15 protein-coding genes are annotated in these 17,203 nt (G+C 44.6%); 12 read left to right on the top strand and 3 right to left on the bottom strand.

Going from position 1 to position 17,203, the window contains the following annotated elements; translation table 11 throughout:
• Positions 1–7 precede the first annotated feature (7 nt).
• The 9 genes from ccpN to AC5W2J_RS06950 all read left to right on the top strand — a co-directional run bounded on the left by ccpN (position 8) and on the right by AC5W2J_RS06950 (position 8,756).
• Positions 8–655, top strand: a complete 648-nt coding sequence (gene ccpN, locus AC5W2J_RS06990) for a transcriptional regulator CcpN (protein WP_496058949.1) — start codon at positions 8–10, stop codon at positions 653–655.
• A gap of 34 nt (positions 656–689) precedes the next feature.
• Positions 690–1,502 carry a pyruvate, water dikinase regulatory protein gene (locus AC5W2J_RS06985; protein WP_496058758.1) on the top strand — a complete coding sequence of 271 codons (813 nt, stop codon included), beginning with the start codon at positions 690–692 and terminating at the stop codon, positions 1,500–1,502.
• Between the two features lie 66 nt (positions 1,503–1,568).
• Positions 1,569–2,024 (top strand): YaiI/YqxD family protein, encoded by a 456-nt coding sequence (locus AC5W2J_RS06980; RefSeq protein WP_496058948.1) that lies wholly within the window; start codon positions 1,569–1,571, stop codon positions 2,022–2,024.
• A 27-nt stretch (positions 2,025–2,051) separates the two neighbouring features.
• On the top strand, positions 2,052–3,872 hold the full coding sequence (dnaG, locus tag AC5W2J_RS06975) for a DNA primase (RefSeq protein WP_496058757.1): 1,821 nt from the start codon (positions 2,052–2,054) through the stop codon (positions 3,870–3,872).
• A gap of 180 nt (positions 3,873–4,052) precedes the next feature.
• Positions 4,053–5,171: an RNA polymerase sigma factor RpoD gene (gene rpoD, locus AC5W2J_RS06970; RefSeq protein ID WP_496058756.1), complete on the top strand. Its 1,119-nt coding sequence runs from the start codon at positions 4,053–4,055 to the stop codon at positions 5,169–5,171.
• 210 nt (positions 5,172–5,381) lie between these two features.
• The gene (locus AC5W2J_RS06965; protein ID WP_496058755.1) at positions 5,382–6,263 is read left to right on the top strand and encodes a glycine betaine ABC transporter substrate-binding protein; all 882 of its coding nucleotides are present in this window, start codon (positions 5,382–5,384) and stop codon (positions 6,261–6,263) included.
• Between the two features lie 179 nt (positions 6,264–6,442).
• Entirely contained in the window at positions 6,443–6,814 is a 372-nt protein-coding gene (locus AC5W2J_RS06960; protein WP_496058754.1) for a c-type cytochrome, read from the top strand.
• Positions 6,815–6,915: 101 nt separating this feature from the next.
• Positions 6,916–7,638 carry a tRNA (adenine(22)-N(1))-methyltransferase gene (locus AC5W2J_RS06955; RefSeq protein WP_496058753.1) on the top strand — a complete coding sequence of 241 codons (723 nt, stop codon included), beginning with the start codon at positions 6,916–6,918 and terminating at the stop codon, positions 7,636–7,638.
• Positions 7,635–8,756, top strand: coding sequence for a Nif3-like dinuclear metal center hexameric protein (locus AC5W2J_RS06950; RefSeq protein ID WP_496058752.1), 1,122 nt, complete (start codon positions 7,635–7,637; stop codon positions 8,754–8,756). The genes AC5W2J_RS06955 and AC5W2J_RS06950 overlap by 4 nt, the downstream gene beginning before the upstream one ends.
• Before the next feature lie 23 nt (positions 8,757–8,779).
• Here the strand turns inward: AC5W2J_RS06950 and AC5W2J_RS06945 are convergent, their stop codons facing one another.
• Positions 8,780–9,724 (bottom strand): 4-hydroxy-3-methylbut-2-enyl diphosphate reductase, encoded by a 945-nt coding sequence (locus AC5W2J_RS06945; RefSeq protein ID WP_496058751.1) that lies wholly within the window; start codon positions 9,722–9,724, stop codon positions 8,780–8,782.
• 230 nt (positions 9,725–9,954) lie between these two features.
• Between AC5W2J_RS06945 and AC5W2J_RS06940 the strand changes: the two genes are divergently transcribed.
• The 3 genes from AC5W2J_RS06940 to AC5W2J_RS06930 all read left to right on the top strand — a co-directional run bounded on the left by AC5W2J_RS06940 (position 9,955) and on the right by AC5W2J_RS06930 (position 13,020).
• Positions 9,955–11,268 (top strand): DEAD/DEAH box helicase, encoded by a 1,314-nt coding sequence (locus AC5W2J_RS06940; protein ID WP_496058750.1) that lies wholly within the window; start codon positions 9,955–9,957, stop codon positions 11,266–11,268.
• An 18-nt stretch (positions 11,269–11,286) separates the two neighbouring features.
• Entirely contained in the window at positions 11,287–12,183 is an 897-nt protein-coding gene (locus tag AC5W2J_RS06935) for a deoxyribonuclease IV (RefSeq protein ID WP_496058749.1), read from the top strand.
• 141 nt (positions 12,184–12,324) lie between these two features.
• Positions 12,325–13,020: a lytic transglycosylase domain-containing protein gene (locus AC5W2J_RS06930; RefSeq protein ID WP_496058748.1), complete on the top strand. Its 696-nt coding sequence runs from the start codon at positions 12,325–12,327 to the stop codon at positions 13,018–13,020.
• 313 nt (positions 13,021–13,333) lie between these two features.
• Here AC5W2J_RS06930 and AC5W2J_RS06925 read toward each other — a convergent pair whose 3' ends face one another.
• Both AC5W2J_RS06925 and AC5W2J_RS06920 read right to left on the bottom strand, forming a co-directional pair.
• Positions 13,334–15,439, bottom strand: coding sequence for an RNA degradosome polyphosphate kinase (locus AC5W2J_RS06925; RefSeq protein ID WP_496058747.1), 2,106 nt, complete (start codon positions 15,437–15,439; stop codon positions 13,334–13,336).
• Between the two features lie 113 nt (positions 15,440–15,552).
• Complete coding sequence (locus AC5W2J_RS06920; RefSeq protein WP_496058746.1) at positions 15,553–17,085, bottom strand: Ppx/GppA phosphatase family protein; 1,533 nt, start codon at positions 17,083–17,085, stop codon at positions 15,553–15,555.
• Between the last annotated feature and the right edge of the window lie 118 nt (positions 17,086–17,203).

Below are 17,203 nucleotides of genomic sequence, written 5' to 3'. Positions count from 1 at the left end.
GTATGTTATGAAGGCGGTGTTGACCATTCAATTAACAAAAAGACAAGAATTTATAGTAGATATTGTAAAAGCAGAAGGGCCCATTACCGGAGAGCATATTGCAGACAAGCTCTCTCTTACGAGAGCAACTCTCCGGCCCGATCTGGCGATTCTTACAATGTCCGGGTATCTCGATGCTAGGCCGAGAGTCGGCTATTTTTATACAGGGAAAACAGGCACGCAGCTGCTTAATGAAAAAATCAGGCAGATTACGGTAAACGAATATCAATCCATACCCGTTGTCGTAAACGATGCAAGCTCTGTGTATGATGCGATCGTAACCATGTTTCTTGAAGATGTGGGAACGCTCTTTGTTGTTAATGGGAAGTCCTCTTTAGTCGGGGTGCTCTCCAGAAAAGATCTGCTGCGTGCCAGTATCGGCAAGCAGGAGCTCGAAGCAATGCCGGTAAGCATTATTATGACAAGAATGCCTAATATAACGGTCTGCAGCAAAGATGATTTAATTATAGAAGTAGCCAGCAAGCTGATCGAAAAACAAATTGATGCACTTCCTGTTGTAAAGGACCAGAAAAATGGGGAAATGGAAGTGACAGGAAGAGTAACAAAAACAAACATTACAAAACTTCTTGTTGATCTGGCCCATGACGACATGTGACGAACGTACGGAGGCATCTGGAAAGGGAGGAACTATGGTAAAAACAAAACCAAGACCAATCGTTTATGTAGTGTCTGATTCCGTTGGAGAAACGGCTGAGCTTGTAGTAAAGGCTGCAGCCAGCCAATTTGGGGAAAAAGGAATGGAAATACGCCGGATTCCCTACGTAGAAGATGAGGGCACTATTGATGAAGTAATTGAACTGGCAAGAGAAGCACATGCGATGATTGCGTTCACTTTAGTGATTCCCGATAAAAATCAATACTTACTGGAGCGCGCTGCAGAAGCCGGAGTAGAGACAGTGGATATTATCGGCCCGATGCTCGATAAAATGGTGAACATGACAAATACGCAGCCAAAGTATGAACCGGGGCTGGTTTACCGCCTGGATGAAGATTATTTCCGCAAAGTGGAAGCGATCGAATTTGCAGTGAAATATGATGATGGAAGAGATCCACGCGGCATCATGAAAGCCGATATTGTGCTTGTAGGTGTATCCCGAACTTCAAAAACCCCACTGTCGCAGTATCTGGCCCACAAAAGGCTTAAGGTGGCAAATGTGCCTTTAGTCCCTGAAGTTGAGCCTCCGGAAGAGCTTTATAAGATTCCGGCGGAAAAATGTATCGGCCTGCGAATCAGTCCGGAAAAGCTTAACAATATCCGGGCCGAACGATTGAAAGCACTTGGTCTTCGACCAGAAGCAAGCTATGCAAGCCTGGACCGTATTAATCAGGAACTTGTTTACTCAGAGAAAATAATGGACAAAATCGGCTGTACAGTGATCGACGTATCCAATAAAGCAGTAGAAGAAACTGCTAATTTAATTTCCAATATGTTTCAAAAATAATAAACAACTGCTGCCGTACTATCAGACGCCGGCAGTTGTTTCACATTCACAGCGGAGGCGGTACCTATTATAATTTATACGGATGCAGATGCCTGCCCTGTCAAAGAAGAAATTGATGCACTTGCACAAGCCCGGCAGATCCCTTCATTATTCGTGCACAGCTACGACCATGTTTCCTCCAAACCGTATTATTCCAAAGCAGTTATGGTGGACAGCGGCCCGGAAGCGGTCGACATGTATATAATGAACCATATGAAAAAAGAAGATATTGCGATCACGCAGGATCACGGCCTCGCTGCGCTGCTTCTGCAAAAAGGAGCGGCTGTTCTTTCCCCGAAAGGACGAGTATTCCGAAAGGAAGAAATAGATACGCTTCTTGCCGGAAGATATGAAGGCCTTCTGATTAAGCAGGGAAAGCTTAAGAAAAAGGGCCCGCCGCCGTTAAAAGCAGCGGATAAAAAACAGTTTAAAGAGTCACTTGCCTCATTTCTGGAGGCAAGGCACAGCGGTATGTCCCAATAGGCTGCTTGTAAAGGAAGAGGATAGAAAATGGCACAACGTATCCCTGAACAAACAATTAATGAAATCCGGGACTCCCTGGATATAGTTGATGTAGTCAGTGACTATGTCTCCCTGAAAAAACAAGGCAAGCACTATTCAGGGCTGTGCCCTTTTCATAATGAGAAAACCCCATCATTTACGGTATCATCAGATAAACAACTGTACCACTGCTTTGGCTGTGGGGCCGGAGGAAATGCCATTACGTTTGTAATGGAAAAAGAAAACCTCCCTTTTGTAGAAGCAGTTGAAAAACTGGCCGGAAAAGCAAATATTCCGCTTCCGGAACAGGCGGGGACGGCTTATCAGAAAGAAGAAGAGGCCAGTCCGCTGTGGGAAGCGCATGAACTTGCCGCAAGGTATTACCATCATCTTTTAATGAATACCGAACAGGGAAAAGAAGCATATGAATACCTGCTGAACAGAGGCGTTACGGTGGAACAGATGGAAACCTTCCGGCTGGGCTATTCTCCCAATCAACCGAGAATGCTCAAGGAGCTCCTTGAAAAAAGAGAGTTTGATATAGAGGAAATGGTGAACGGGGGACTTCTATTCAGAAGAGAAGCAAGCTGGGATGTATATGATCGTTTCCGGCACCGGATTATGTTTCCTATTCATAACGCCAAAGGAAAAGTGAAGGCGTTCGGGGGCAGGTCCCTTGGCGAACAGGAACCGAAATATTTAAATTCACCGGAAACCTCCATCTTTTTAAAACATGAATCACTCTATGGTATTCATTTGGCCCGTGGTCCAATACGTAAAAAAAACCAGGCTGTTCTTTTTGAAGGCTATGCAGATGTTATTGCAGCAGCGGGTGCAGGAATAACCAACGGCGTGGCCGCACTGGGGACTTCTTTATCTGAAAGACAGGTACAGTGGATCAGAAGAAATACAGACCAGGTTCTTTTATGCTATGACGGAGATGAAGCCGGACAGAAAGCGGCCTGGAAAGCAGCGGCTTTGTTTGAAAAAGAAAAAGTGAATGTACAGGTAGCTCTGCTGCCTGATAAAGTAGACCCGGATGATTATATTAGACAACACGGAAGCGAAAAATTTAAAAAGGATATCTTATCTTCTTCTGTATCGATTACTTCTTTTAAGATGAAATACCTGCGTAAAAATAAAAACCTTAATAATGAAGGAGATAAACTGGCTTACGTCGAAACCGTAATTAAGGAAATAGTAAAACTGCCTGGTGCTGTAGAGCAGGATATTTATTTGAGGCAGCTGGCAGAAGAATTTTCTTTATCTCTCGATGCACTGAATGAAGAAAAAGACCGGCTCACCAAGGTTCGCCGGGAACCAAACCGGCCTCCATCTTCGTATATGGAAGAACCGCCGCCGGCGCCGATGCCGGAACCCAACTCTTATAAGAAGAATCAGCTGCTTCCGGCCTATATGAACGCAGAAAAGCAGTTAATCGCCCATATGCTGCAGGATCAGAACACCGCGTTTCGGGTGCAGGAAGTACTTGGGGGAGAATTTAACTTTGATGCTCATATGGCAATAGCGGCCCACCTCTATGCTTATTATGCTGAAGGAAATGACCCGGATGCCGGTGAATTTTTATCCTATTTAGAAGACGGGGAACTTAGAAATATTGTATCGGAGATATCATTGCTTGACATTCAGGCTGATTTATCGGAAAATGAAATGTCTGACTATGTCTATCAGATTAAGAGATACCCGGAAAGGGTATTGGTTAAAGAGAAAGAACGAAAGATCAAAGAAGCAGAACAAAGAAAAGATTATGAAACTGCCCTCAGGCTTGCTATGGAGCTGTTGGAGCTTCGTAAATCATCAGGATTATAACAGCGGTTCTTCCAGGCTATTCCTCTCTCTCCATAAAGGAAAATAGCCCTATTTTTTTGCAGGCAGTTTATTGGAATCCACTGGCAGAGATATGCTAGAATCAAATTCTAACTGCATTAGAATAATGAACAATAGAGATAAATAATGGAATTAATGAGATGAACGGAAGGAGGGGATCGAATGGCTGAGAAACCGATCCGCCCATTGGCGGAAGGCGATATGTCCATCGATCAAGTAAAAGAACAATTACTAGAAGCAGGTAAAAAACGTGGAAATTTATCCTATGCGGAAATTTCTGAGAAGCTTGCCCCTTATGAGCAGGATTCAGAGCAAATGGATGAATTTTTTGAATACCTCGGCGAGCAGGGAGTAGATATTCTCAACGAAGGGGAAGAAGTTGTTCCAAGCATGGATCGTGTAGCTAAAGAGGAAGAACTCGACCTCAATGACCTGAGCGTTCCTCCGGGCATTAAGATTAATGATCCCGTTCGTATGTATTTAAAAGAAATAGGACGCGTGCACCTGCTTTCTGCGAAAGAAGAAGTGTCCCTGGCGAAGCTTATTGAAGAAGGAGACGAGGAAGCCAAGCGCAGACTTGCAGAAGCAAACCTCCGTCTTGTTGTTTCTATTGCCAAGCGTTATGTTGGACGCGGCATGCTCTTTCTCGATTTAATTCAGGAAGGCAATATGGGGCTGATCAAAGCCGTTGAAAAGTTTGACTACAACAAAGGGTATAAATTCAGTACCTATGCTACATGGTGGATCAGACAGGCTATTACACGCGCGATTGCCGACCAGGCGAGAACGATTCGGATTCCTGTGCATATGGTGGAAACGATCAATAAACTGATCCGTGTCCAGCGTCAGCTTCTACAAGACCTTGGACGCGAGCCTTCTCCGGAGGAAGTATCCAAAGAAATGGACTTAACACCGGATAAGGTAAGAGAAATTTTAAAGATTGCCCAGGAGCCGGTTTCTCTTGAAACACCAATTGGTGAAGAAGACGATTCCCATCTCGGCGACTTTATTGAAGATCAGGAAGCATTGGCTCCATCTGATGCTGCAGCATATGAACTTCTCAAAGAACAGCTTGAAGATGTACTTGATACGCTGACAGATCGTGAAGAAAACGTTCTTCGTCTACGTTTTGGACTGGATGATGGGCGTACAAGAACGCTTGAAGAAGTCGGTAAAGTATTTGGTGTAACGAGAGAAAGAATCCGCCAAATTGAAGCAAAAGCTCTTCGGAAGCTCCGCCACCCAAGTCGGAGTAAGCGTTTGAAAGATTTTCTTGATTAAATAAATATCTGTAAAGCCGCCGATCCGGCGGCTTTTTTTAATGAAAACTTATATATTTTTTTGACTTTTCGACTAAATCACGTATGATAAAAGAGACAATTACTTTATTGCAGAGAAAAAAGGGGGAAAGCATAACGGTTCTTGCTTTTATTTTTGCATTAAAAATTAAATTTATTTTTAATTTATTGAATTTAATAAAGGGGGATTTAGATGAACAGCATGTGGAAAAAAACAGCCGGGTTATCAATAGCAGGTGGATTAACAATAGGCCTGGCCGCCTGCGGCGGAGGAAGTGAAGAGTCAGAGGGGTCAGAAGAAGGCGGCGGTGAAGTCAATTTAACCTACGTGGCATGGGAATCAGAGATTGCTTCATCCAATGTAATTAAACTTGTGTTGGAAGAGGCCGGTCAGGACGTAACGTTAACACAGGTAGACCAATCGCCAATGTGGAGCAGTGTGGCTAATGGAGATGCCGATGGTTTTGTAGCAGCCTGGCTTCCAACGGATATGGACGCAGAGTACGAGCGTTACGGAGATGAGATGGTTGATCTTGGACCAAATCTGGAAGGAAACAAAACAGGGCTTGCCGTACCTGAATACATGGACATTGATAGTATTGAAGACATAACAGCAGACACAGCAGAACATATTACCGGAATTGATGCCGGCGCGGGCATTATGCTGGCAACAGAAGAGGCACTGGAAGTATACGACCTCGATATTGAGCTATTAGCGAGTACGGACGCAGCCATGACATCTGAACTGGGTGGTAAGATCAATAACGAAGAGCCGGTAATCGTAACAGCCTGGCAGCCGCATTGGAAATTTAATACGTACGATTTGAAATTCCTGGAAGATCCTGAAGGCGTATTTGAAGCAGACGGTGAAATACGGACGATGGTCAGAGAAGGGTTGGAAGAAGACAATCCGGAAGCCTATCAAATTCTTGATAACTTCTATTGGACAGCTGAAGATATGAACCAGGTAATGCTCGATGTGGCGCAAAATGATATGGAAGCCGAAGAAGCCTCCCAAAAATGGATTGATGAAAACCGTGATACAGTCGATGAATGGCTGGAAACTGAAGAATAAGTCAAATAGGACAGTGAGGTTTTTTTGAAAGAGGGGCTGCTTTTTCAGCAGCCTCTCCCTTCTTTATGTATTCGCTCTCATAAATATTGGTTTTAGCCTTTTTTAATTGTTCAATATAAAGTAAAATAAAAAAGAATACGTATACATGATTTGATACATAGTGAAGAGGGGGAGAGTGTGTGAAAAGAAAACCGCTTATTCCATTTTTATTAATCGCTGTTGTTGGTCTCCTTTTAACACTGGGTCTATCTTTTATTGGATTGAACCAGCAGGCAGAAAGAGAAGCAGAAGAAACGGGAGAAGCTTCCATTGATGAAGATCCAGTAGCTTACGGTGAAGAGCTGGTCGCTGAAAACTGTATCTCCTGCCATGGCGAGAACTTGGAAGGCCAGGGAGAGTACCCGGCTATCAATGATGCAGGGTCCAATTTTTCAGCTGAAGAGCTTTCTACTATTGCCCAGGAAGGCATCGGAAGCATGCCCGGCGGAATTGCAGCCAATGCCGAAGAAGGCGATGCAATAGCAGAGTACTTAATGTCGCTCGAAGAATAAAACAAAAAGAGGGGAAGCCTTCTTTTTGTTTTTTTTGTGCGGAGAAAAGAGGCGGATATGGTACGATAACGAAGGACCTATACATAGAAAGGAAAGCCGATATGATAAATATAACAATCTCTAAAAGGCTTGCTGCGATTGCGGCATTGGTAGAACAGGACGCTGACGTAGCAGATATCGGAACCGATCACGGTATCCTGCCGATTTATTTATGCCGGCAGAACAAATCCAGAAAAGCCGTTGCTGCTGATCTGCGTGAAGGGCCGCTTGCAGCAGCCAGAACAAATATTCAAAAGTATGAGATGGAAGACCAAATTGAACTTCGCATGGGAAGCGGCGTTTCCGTGCTGGAAAAAGAGGACAACATCGATACGATCATGATAGCCGGAATGGGAGGCCCGTTAATTGTTTCCATTCTCGAAGAGGGCAGAGAGCTGATAAATGAACTGCCTTCCCAGCTTGTGCTTCAGCCGAATGTAGCAGCTGTGGAAGTCCGGAAGTGGCTTTTGGCCAACAACTGGGAGCTTACGGATGAATGCATGATTGAAGAAGAAAATCATTACTATGAAATTCTTGCTGCTAAAAAGGGAGACCCCGAAAAGCCATACAGGCAGGCAGGTATAAGCCGGGGAGCGGCGTTGTTGTTCGGCCCATTTCTTGCTGAAAAAAAAGAAACGGCTTTTATAAACCAGTGGAAAAGGGAAAAAGAAAATTGGGAATCTATCAGCAGGCAGATAGATAAAGCTGAAAGCAAAGAACATGTTCAAAGTAAAAAGAAACTCCTGCAGGAAAAACAGGATTGGTATAAGGAGGTATTCTCATGACACAAGAAGTAAATGGCCGCACAATTATTGATGTATTTGAAGAATGGTCCCCGCGTGCTTATGCGGTCGAAGGAGATCGGGTGGGGCTGATGCTCGGTACGCTTCATAAACCGGTAAGCAGGGTGCTGGTTGCATTGGACGTCACAAATGAGGTGATCGAAGAAGCTATCTCTGCAGGAGCAGAGCTGATTATTGCGCATCATCCCCTCATATTTCGTCCCCTTACAGAAATTGATACGGATTATGGTCAGGGACCGCTGATTGAAAAATGTATAAAGAACAATATTGCTGTATACGCCGCACACACGAATCTGGATATTGCGCCTGGAGGAGTAAACGATATGATGGCAGATGCTTTGGGTCTCCAAGGTGTGGAAGTGCTGGCGCCAACCCAGACGGAAAAAATGAAAAAAATTGTCGTGTTTTCTCCTGAGTCCCATACGGACGTTGTTCGTAAAGCCATCGGCGATGCGGGAGCCGGCAGTTTGGGAGACTACAGCCACTGCAGCTTTTTTGTGGAAGGCACAGGGACGTTCATGCCGGCAGCTGATGCAGATCCATTTATTGGAGAGTCCGGCCGTCAGGAATATGTAAAAGAAATGCGGATCGAAACGATCGTACCTGAAGGGAAATTAAGCCGGGTCAAGCAGGCTATGCTTGATGCCCACCCTTATGAAGAGCCGGCCTATGACGTTTATTCGTTAGATGTAAAAGGCAGGGAACTGGGGCTGGGCAGAGTAGGTCTACTGCAGGAAGAGATGACCATAGGAACTTTTGCTGACTATGTAAAGCAGCAGTTTGAGGTGCCGGCAGTGCGTGTAGTAGGAGACCGGAATAAAAAAGTCCGGAGAGTGGCACTTCTGGGCGGGGACGGCAATAAGTACTGGAAGCAGGCTCTTCTTAAGAACGCCGATATTTATTTAACCGGGGATATTTATTATCATACCGCCCAGGACGCGATGTTAGACGGGCTCAGTATGATAGATCCGGGACACAATGTCGAAAAAATCATGAAAACCGGTACAAAGCGTTATATGGAGAAGTTAGACGATAATCGTATAGAGGGTGTTGAATGGATAGCTTCCGAAGCATCGACGGAGCCGTTTTTATTCATATAAAAAAAGAGGCCGGCATGGCCTCTTTATTTTTTCGCTTTCACTTTAGGAAGGATTTTTGATCCTTCTACTTTTTTCTCTGTTTTCCAAGTAGTTGGATCGTTTTCGTCGTACTGCTGTAAGAAGGTAATTACTTCTTTCGTAATAGGTGTAGGGGTGGATGCACCGGATGTAACACCGATCTTTTTAATACCGTGAAGCCAGCTCAGCTGCAGTTCGCTGATGTCAGAAATACGATGAGCCGGGGTATTGGCAATCTGTTCGGAAACCTGGGCAAGACGGTTGGAGTTGTTACTTTTCGGGTCTCCGACTACGAGCACAAGTTCCGTCTGGCTGGCCTGTTCAGCAACGGCTTCCTGACGGACCTGCGTTGCCATGCAGATTTCATTGTGAATCGAAGCTTTTGGATACTTTTCCATCGCACGATTCATAATGTCGGAAACGTCCCACTGACTCATCGTCGTCTGATTGGTAATAATGATTTTATCTGATTGGATGTTGAGATTTTCTACATCATCAAGCGTCTCCACAAGGTGAACGACGTCAGGTGCCACGCCGATGGCTCCTTCAGGCTCGGGGTGCCCCTTTTTGCCTACATAGATAATATCGAAGCCTTCATCGCGCTTGGCACGAATTAAGTCATGCGTTCTTGTAACATCAGGGCAGGTGGCATCGACAGTTGTAAGCCCTCTTTCCTGTGCAATTTGGCGTACTTCAGGTGAGACGCCGTGAGCTGTGAAAATGACGGTACCGTGATCTACCTGCTTTAGAATGTCCACACGGTTTTCTCCGTCGAGTGAAATGATACCATCTTCTTCAAATGCATCTGTAACGTGCTTGTTGTGAACGATCATTCCCAGGATATAGATGGGGCGCGGCAGGTCCAGGTTGCTTGCAGCCTGTCGTGCCATTACCATCGCGTCAACCACTCCGTAGCAATAACCGCGGGGTGAAATTTTTAATACTTCCATAACTGCCTCCTCTGAAACATACTTCCGTTATCCTGTCCCGGCTGTTATACCGGGACGGGTTCTGCATGCATTTAGCATGTCCCTTATAGTATACTAGCTTCCTTATAAAATGAAAAGCAGGACGAAGCGGAGAATATGGACAGGAACCCTGTGAAGAAGCGCAGTTTGTGATAAAATAGGGGTCGGTTCAATAGGATACCCACAGGGTAATCAAAGACGGAGGAACAAACATGAATATGAAAGCTTTTGAGCAATACAAACTGCCTGCTTTTCTAATAGAGGCACTGGAGAATCAGAAATTAAATTCTCCTACAGACATTCAGGAAAGGCTGATTCCAGCTGTTATAAATGGTAAGGATGTCATTGGGCAGTCCCAGACGGGATCCGGGAAAACCCTGGCATTTCTGCTCCCCATCATAGCAAGAATAGAGCCGGAAGTAAAAGAAGTCCAGGCCGTTATTACTGCCCCAACCAGAGAGCTGGTGGAACAGATTAATAAAGTTCTAAAAGGACTGCTTGCCGAACAGCCGGAAGACCGAATGATTACTTCCCAGCGTGTCGTTGGAGGGTCCGATCGTAAACGTGATATCGAAAAGCTCCAGAATACTCCTCATATTATCGTCGCTTCTCCGGGACGGTTACGGGATATGGTGAAAACCCAGTCCATCGATATTCACCGCGTAAAGATGCTCGTTATTGATGAAGCGGACCAAATGCTTGATATGGGATTTATTGAAGACATCGATCCAGTCGCCGCATTAATGCCGGACAGCCTGCAGATGATGGTCTTTTCCGCTACCATTCCAGAATCGCTGCAGCCATTTTTGAAAAAGTATATGACCAATCCAAAACACGTGCACGTTGACCCCAAGTCAGCCGCACCAAGAGAAATCAATCACTACTTTCTACCGCTTAAGCATAAGGACCGCACAGAAGAAACGGTACGTATCGCTTCCTCGATTCAGCCTTATTTAGCAATTGTATTTGCCAATAAGAAAGAAGAAGCAGATGAAGTGCATGCGGCTTTCCTTGAAAAGGGATTGAATGCAGACGTTCTTCACGGAGGACTGTCTCCGAGAGAAAGAAAACAGGTTATGCGCCGGGTGCACAGTTTGGAAATCCAGTATTTAGTGGCTACCGATCTGGCAGCACGCGGAGTGGATATTCCGGGTATTACGCACATTATTAACCACACCCTGCCTACCGATTTGGAATATTATGTCCACCGTATCGGCCGTTCGGGACGTGCCGGTTTGAGCGGAGAAGCTTATACCCTTATCGAAAAAGATGAGCTGGCCTCTCTTCAAAAGCTTGAAAAGAAAGGTATAAAGTGTGAATTGGTCGAGCTTCGCAAAGGGGAGTTCGTAAAAACAGTGGACCGGAAAAGTTTCCGTGCCGCATCTAAAAAGCAGGACCAGAAGGCACTGCCTAAAAAACCAAAACCGAAAAACGTAAAACCGGGCTACAAGAAAAAAGCCCAGCAGGAGCTCAGCCATCAGCAGAGCCGTGAGAAAAGATTAAATAAACGCAAAGATAAGCGCTGATAAAGGAGAAAACCCCACATGCTACTAGGATCCCATGTTTCCATGAGCGGCAAGAAAATGCTGCTCGGTTCGAGTGAAGAAGCCGCCTCTTATAATGCTACGGCTATGATGATTTACACAGGCGCTCCGCAGAATACCCGCCGTAAAGCGATTGAAGACCTGCAGATTGAAGAAGGCACCAGGCACATGCGGGAAAACGGTATTAAGGAAGTAGTCGTGCACGCACCTTATATTATTAATATCGGCAACACGACAAAGCCGGAAACGTTCCAGCTCGGCGTTGATTTTCTAACGTCTGAAATCCAGCGGACCGAAGCACTCGGTGCAAAACAAATTGTGCTGCACCCGGGTGCCCATGTCGGAGCAGGACCGGATGAAGGAATCAAGAAGATTATCGAAGGACTCAACGAAGTTATTGTCCCGGAGCAGAACGTGCAGATAGCGCTTGAAACAATGGCCGGCAAAGGTTCGGAATGTGGAAGAACGTTCGAAGAGCTCGCTGCTATTTTTGACGGGGTTCATCATAATGATAAGCTATCCGTCTGCTTTGACACATGTCACGTGCATGATGCCGGTTATGATATTATCAATGACCTTGACGGCGTACTGGAGTCATTTGACCGCCTGATTGGGCTGGATCGTTTAAAGGTGCTCCATATTAACGACAGTAAAAATGATGTTGGGGCCCATAAGGACCGTCATGAAAATATCGGCTTTGGCTATATTGGCTTCGAAGCCTTGAATCGAATTGTTCACCACGAGAGATTTAAAGACGTTCCAAAGATTTTGGAAACACCGTATATCGGTGAAGAAAAAAAGGATAAAAAACCGCCGTACCATCATGAAATTCAAATGTTATCCGAACAGACTTTCAATGAAAATTTAAAAGACGAAGTCCTGGGACAGTATACGTAACACGCATATAAAGAAAAATGGGAGTCAAGGAAGGCCGCTGCGGCCCCCTTGACTTTTTGCGAAAGTTCCGGTAAAACCTTATAACGTGAGAAAAAAACCGAAGCCTACAAGCAGCAAGGCGAAAAACAGGGGGACTTTACCGTGAATGTAACGAGTGAATTTTCGATACTGGCGATCCCATTTTTGTTCATGCTCAGTGGAATAGAAAAAGAGCAGGTTCATCAGCATTTAGACGTATTGGATGAAAAGCAGGAAGAGCTGGAACGTGCAGAAAAAATGGAAGCAGAAGAATTATATCCGGAGGAAATCCAGCCGATCAGCAGTGAAATAACGTATCATGAGTTGAAAGAAGCGGAAGATGAAGCGGAAGACTTTTATGAAAAAAGCGATGGGCTGTTCAAAAAAGACTGGGGCGTATTTATGTCTTATCATGCACATAATAAAGACATTGACCCGGCCATTGTATACGAACTGCTCAGTGTAGAGACAGGCGAAACGTTTGATCCTGATCTCGTAGGGCCGGAAACGAAATACGGCCGGGCCTATGGAATGGCACAATTCATGACTAACACCGGACCATGGATTGCAGACATGGCAGACATCGATTATGAAAAAGAATTTCTCTACAATCCGTATTATTCCATGCGTTTATCGGTAGAGTATCTTGATTATCTGCACAACAAATATGATGGAGACTGGAATAAAGCCTTAACGGCCTACCACCGGGGTGTAGCAGGAATGAATGCCTACATGAAAGAAAACGGTGATGCCAAAAGCTGGTACGCCTTGGAAATACAGGAAAAAGCAGAAGGCCAGGAGCTGGTCGCCACGGAATAAATGAACAAAAGGACCCCGGCAGAACAGTCGGGGCTTTTTTTCAGGCTGTTGAAAAAGGCAGAAAACACGTATTTTTATAAAAAAACTGTACGGGGTCGCTTTCCGCAGGCCATGTCTCAGCTAAAGAGGAAAAAATCGTCCTCTTTATCTTCACCGATGGCTGTTCTGCAGGAGTCTCTCCCTGTTTTTTGCTTCATTGTTGACAGACGTTCTAAAGAATTCAGATCCTGTATAGATATACTTGATGGAGTGATTTCTCGACAATCTAAAAAGGACTCCGGCAGGAAGCCGGGGTCCTTTTGTTATAACATATTTACTCTCCATCTGAATCAACAAAGCGTGAGGCCCAGTCATGAAATACAAGCTGGCTGTTCACGGCTTTATGATCTGATTTAACATAATGATAGGTGCCGGTATTATCCTGGTACCTTGCTTTTACGTTGTCTTTTAAATACGTTTCAAGGATTTTCTTCAACCGTTTTTTTATAGGAGGCGAAAAAACGGGAAACATAATTTCGATGCGCTTATCCATATTCCTTGTCATCCAGTCGGCCGATGATAAGTACATTTTTTCTTCTTTATGGGAATGGAAAAAGAAGATACGGGAATGCTCCAGAAACCTACCAATGATGCTGATAACATAAATATTTTCACTGACGCCTTTTATGCCGGGCTTTAAGCAGCAGATACCCCGGATAATCAGGTCGATTTTAACGCCGGCTGCTGAAGCTTCATACAGTTTCAGGATAAGCGGCTTATCCGTTAATGAATTCATCTTAGCGATAATACGACCGTCGCCGTGCTTTTTCTGGTAGGCGATTTCCTGGTCGATTAAAGAAAGAAGGTCATCACGCAGGTCCGTCGGCGCCGTGGATATCTGATTCCATTTCGGCTTTTTTGTAAACCCGCTGATATGATTAAAGAAATTCGTCGCGTCCTCTCCAAAAGAAGTGTTCATCGTAAGAATTCCCATGTCAGTATACAGTTTAGCGGTCGAATCGTTATAATTTCCCGTACCCAAATGAACATAGCGTTTAATTTTTCCTTTATGCTCTTTCACTACAAGCGTAATTTTGCTGTGTGTTTTTAAGCCGCTGACCCCGAAAATAACGTGAGCGCCGGCTTTTTCCAGTTTTTTTGCCCAGATAATGTTGTTTTCTTCATCAAAGCGCGCTTTAAGTTCTACGAGTACCGTAACCTGCTTGCCGTTATCAGCTGCCTCTAGCAGTGCTTTAATAATCGGGGAATCTCCGCTGACTCTGTAAAGCGTCTGTTTAATGGCAAGCACTTCAGGATGATGGGCGGCAGCCGTAATAAAGTCTACGATCGGCTGAAACGATTCATAGGGGTGATGAAAAAAGATATCCTTTTTTTCAATAGCTTCAAAAATATCGGGTTCATCAATAAGATCTTCCGGGGTCTGGGGAATAAGCGTTTCATCGACAAGATGCTCCCGTTCCTCGGATAAATTCGAATACAGTGCGAAAAGAAATGACAGATCCAGCGGACCGGTTGTCCTGTAGACATCGTCCTCGTGGACATGAAGGGTCTGTACAAGGTAACGGAGGGTTTTCTCATCCATCAGTCCTTTTTGGTATTCCAAACGAATGACGGCCCCCCAGCGCCTTTTCCTCAATTCCTTTTCTATTTCCTGAAGAAGATCGCGGGCTCCTTCTTCGTGAATAGTTAAATCAGCATTTCTTGTGATTCGAAAAGGGGAAACACTGATAATATCATAGCCTTTAAATAATTCAGGCATATATTCCATTAATAAGTGCTCTAAAAGCATAAAACGGTTTTCCCCGGAGGCGGCCGGAAGCTCAATGAATCGTGAAAGCACTGCGGGGATTTGGACGATCGCGAAGCTCTCTGCCTGTTCTTCGTCATGTTTATGCTGAAGTCTCACGGCCAAATGAAGCGATTTGTTCAAAAGCATAGGAAAAGGCCTTGAGCTGTCCACAGCCATAGGAGTTAAAACCGGAAATACATAGCTGCGGAAATAATTTTCCACGTAGGTCTGCTGGCGGTTGTTCAGCTCCTGAACGCTTAGTAATTGGATGCCTTCCTTGCCCAGAAGCGGCAGGATGGTTTCTGTAAAGAAGACATCCTGTTTCTGCACGAGTGCGCTTGTTCGTTTTGTAATCGCTGCGAGCTGTTGTTTCGGTGTCAGTCCGGCTTTATTTTCAGGCCGGTTGTAACCGGCTTTTACCTGGTCTTTCAATCCAGCTACCCGCACGGAAAAAAATTCATCTAAATTGGAGCTGAATATAGCAAGGAACTTAAGCCGTTCAAGAAGGGGAGTTCTTTCATCCACTGCTTCCTGAAGAACTCTTTCATTAAAAGAGAGCCAGCTTAATTCTCTGTTGTTGTAGTAGGCGGGAGAGCTGAAGTCAATGGATTGTTTTTTAGGGGGTGTCATAGGCTGATCTTCCTTTCTGCAGACGGCTCTTCTTTATTATTGATTCTGGAAGCGCAAAGAAGGCTCCAAAGCAAACATTAGCACAGGAATGTAAACCCCGTATGAATGTTTTATTACAAAAAGTGAAGAGTGATAGGACGGTCAAGCACTTTTTCTAAATGTTTTTTGTGCTTTTCACTTTTCATCATTTCAAATACAGGAGAAATATCCTTGGAACTGTAAAAAGTGAAGTGCAGTTCTTTGCGCTCGCTTTGAACCTCAAGCCGGTCAATAACGTTCCGGTTTGTGCGGTTCAGGGCATACGCAAGTTTTAAGATGCTGCCAAGCAGTTCATACTGTGTAAGAAGTTTATCGTCTATCTGCTGCTTGAACGGTTTGGAAAAGGACTGCAGCCATGACTTTGACTTAAAAGAAGCGATAAACGCCATAGCCATTCGATCCTGGTGGGAAACGCCGTCAATGGATCGGTTTGTTAACAAATAAAAAGTATGCTGGCTGCTGGCTTCGTAGCTTATATATTCCCCAATATAGAGAACATTTACACTTTTTCTTAATAATTCCTGCTGATTGTTTGCAATGAGCTCCTCTGGAAGATGCGGCAGAAGCTGCGTGTATAAGTTGTCGGCAATAAAACCTACCTGATCTACGTTGACATTATTGACTTCAAATTCTTCTTTCAGCTGATAGAAGCTTTCTTCTTCGACTTCTTTTGTTTCGATCTCCGGATGTTCTTTCTGCATTTCTTCCATTAATAAACCGTCACGGAGCCCTTTATTGCTCATCAAAAAGTAAGGTGAACTGGTGTATTCAATAAGCGATTGGATAATGACAGCCGCCGGCAGAATGGTATCGGACCTGTCTTTGGATAATCCCTCGATAGAGTCGCGCTTTTCTTCCGGCGTATCGGAAAGAAGTCCAATAACAGACTCCATATCATCCGGTGTCATTGTATATTGATGCAGACCGGAAAGAGGGTAATCGATAGACGCCTGGTGGATTAAAGACAGGTTACGGGCACTGCCGCCTATGCCGACAATCGGAAGCTCCTCAGTTGAGAGGAGCCAGGGAAGCGTTTTGAATTCACTTTTGGCTTTGTCCTTAATAGCTTCCAATGCCTTATGTTCTTTTTTATAAGAATCCACAAACTCCTTTTTTAACGTTAAAGCACCAAATGGAAAACTGTGGGAATGAATAATTTTCTTGTTTTGAAACAGCGTGATTTCCGTACTGCCGCCGCCGATATCAACAGTAATACCGTCATTTAAAAAGGTAGACTGCTGGACAGCGAGAAAACCGTAGTAGGCTTCTTCATCTCCGCTGAGCACACGCACGGGCATGTTCGTTTCATCTGTTATGAACTGAATAATTTCTTCGCAGTTTGAAGCATTTCGAATAGCTGCCGTGGCGGCGGCCTGAACGATTTCAACTTCATGAAAGGCAATTACTTCCTGAAAGCGGAGGAGGACAGAACGAAGAATGCTGAAGCCCTCATCCGTTAAATTATTTTTCTTATCCATATGCGAGCTCAGCCGGGCCACTTCCTTTACGTTATGTAATTCCCGCAGGCCTCGTTTTCCGTTCATTCCATGAATAACCATTCGAATCGAGTTGGAACCTATGTCAATTACAGCGATTTTCTTCAGCATTATATTGTCTCCTTTTTCTTCATATAGATATAGTATGACAGGAAGCAGCGAATATTTACATCTCTCATTTCCTCCTGTATACTTGGTGAGTCAAATCGTAATGGTTCTTAACGGATAA

Source organism: Sinobaca sp. SA16-1 (assembly GCF_059510515.1).
Note: the sequence above shows the minus strand (reverse complement) of the source record. Positions and strands in the feature narration are given on the sequence as shown.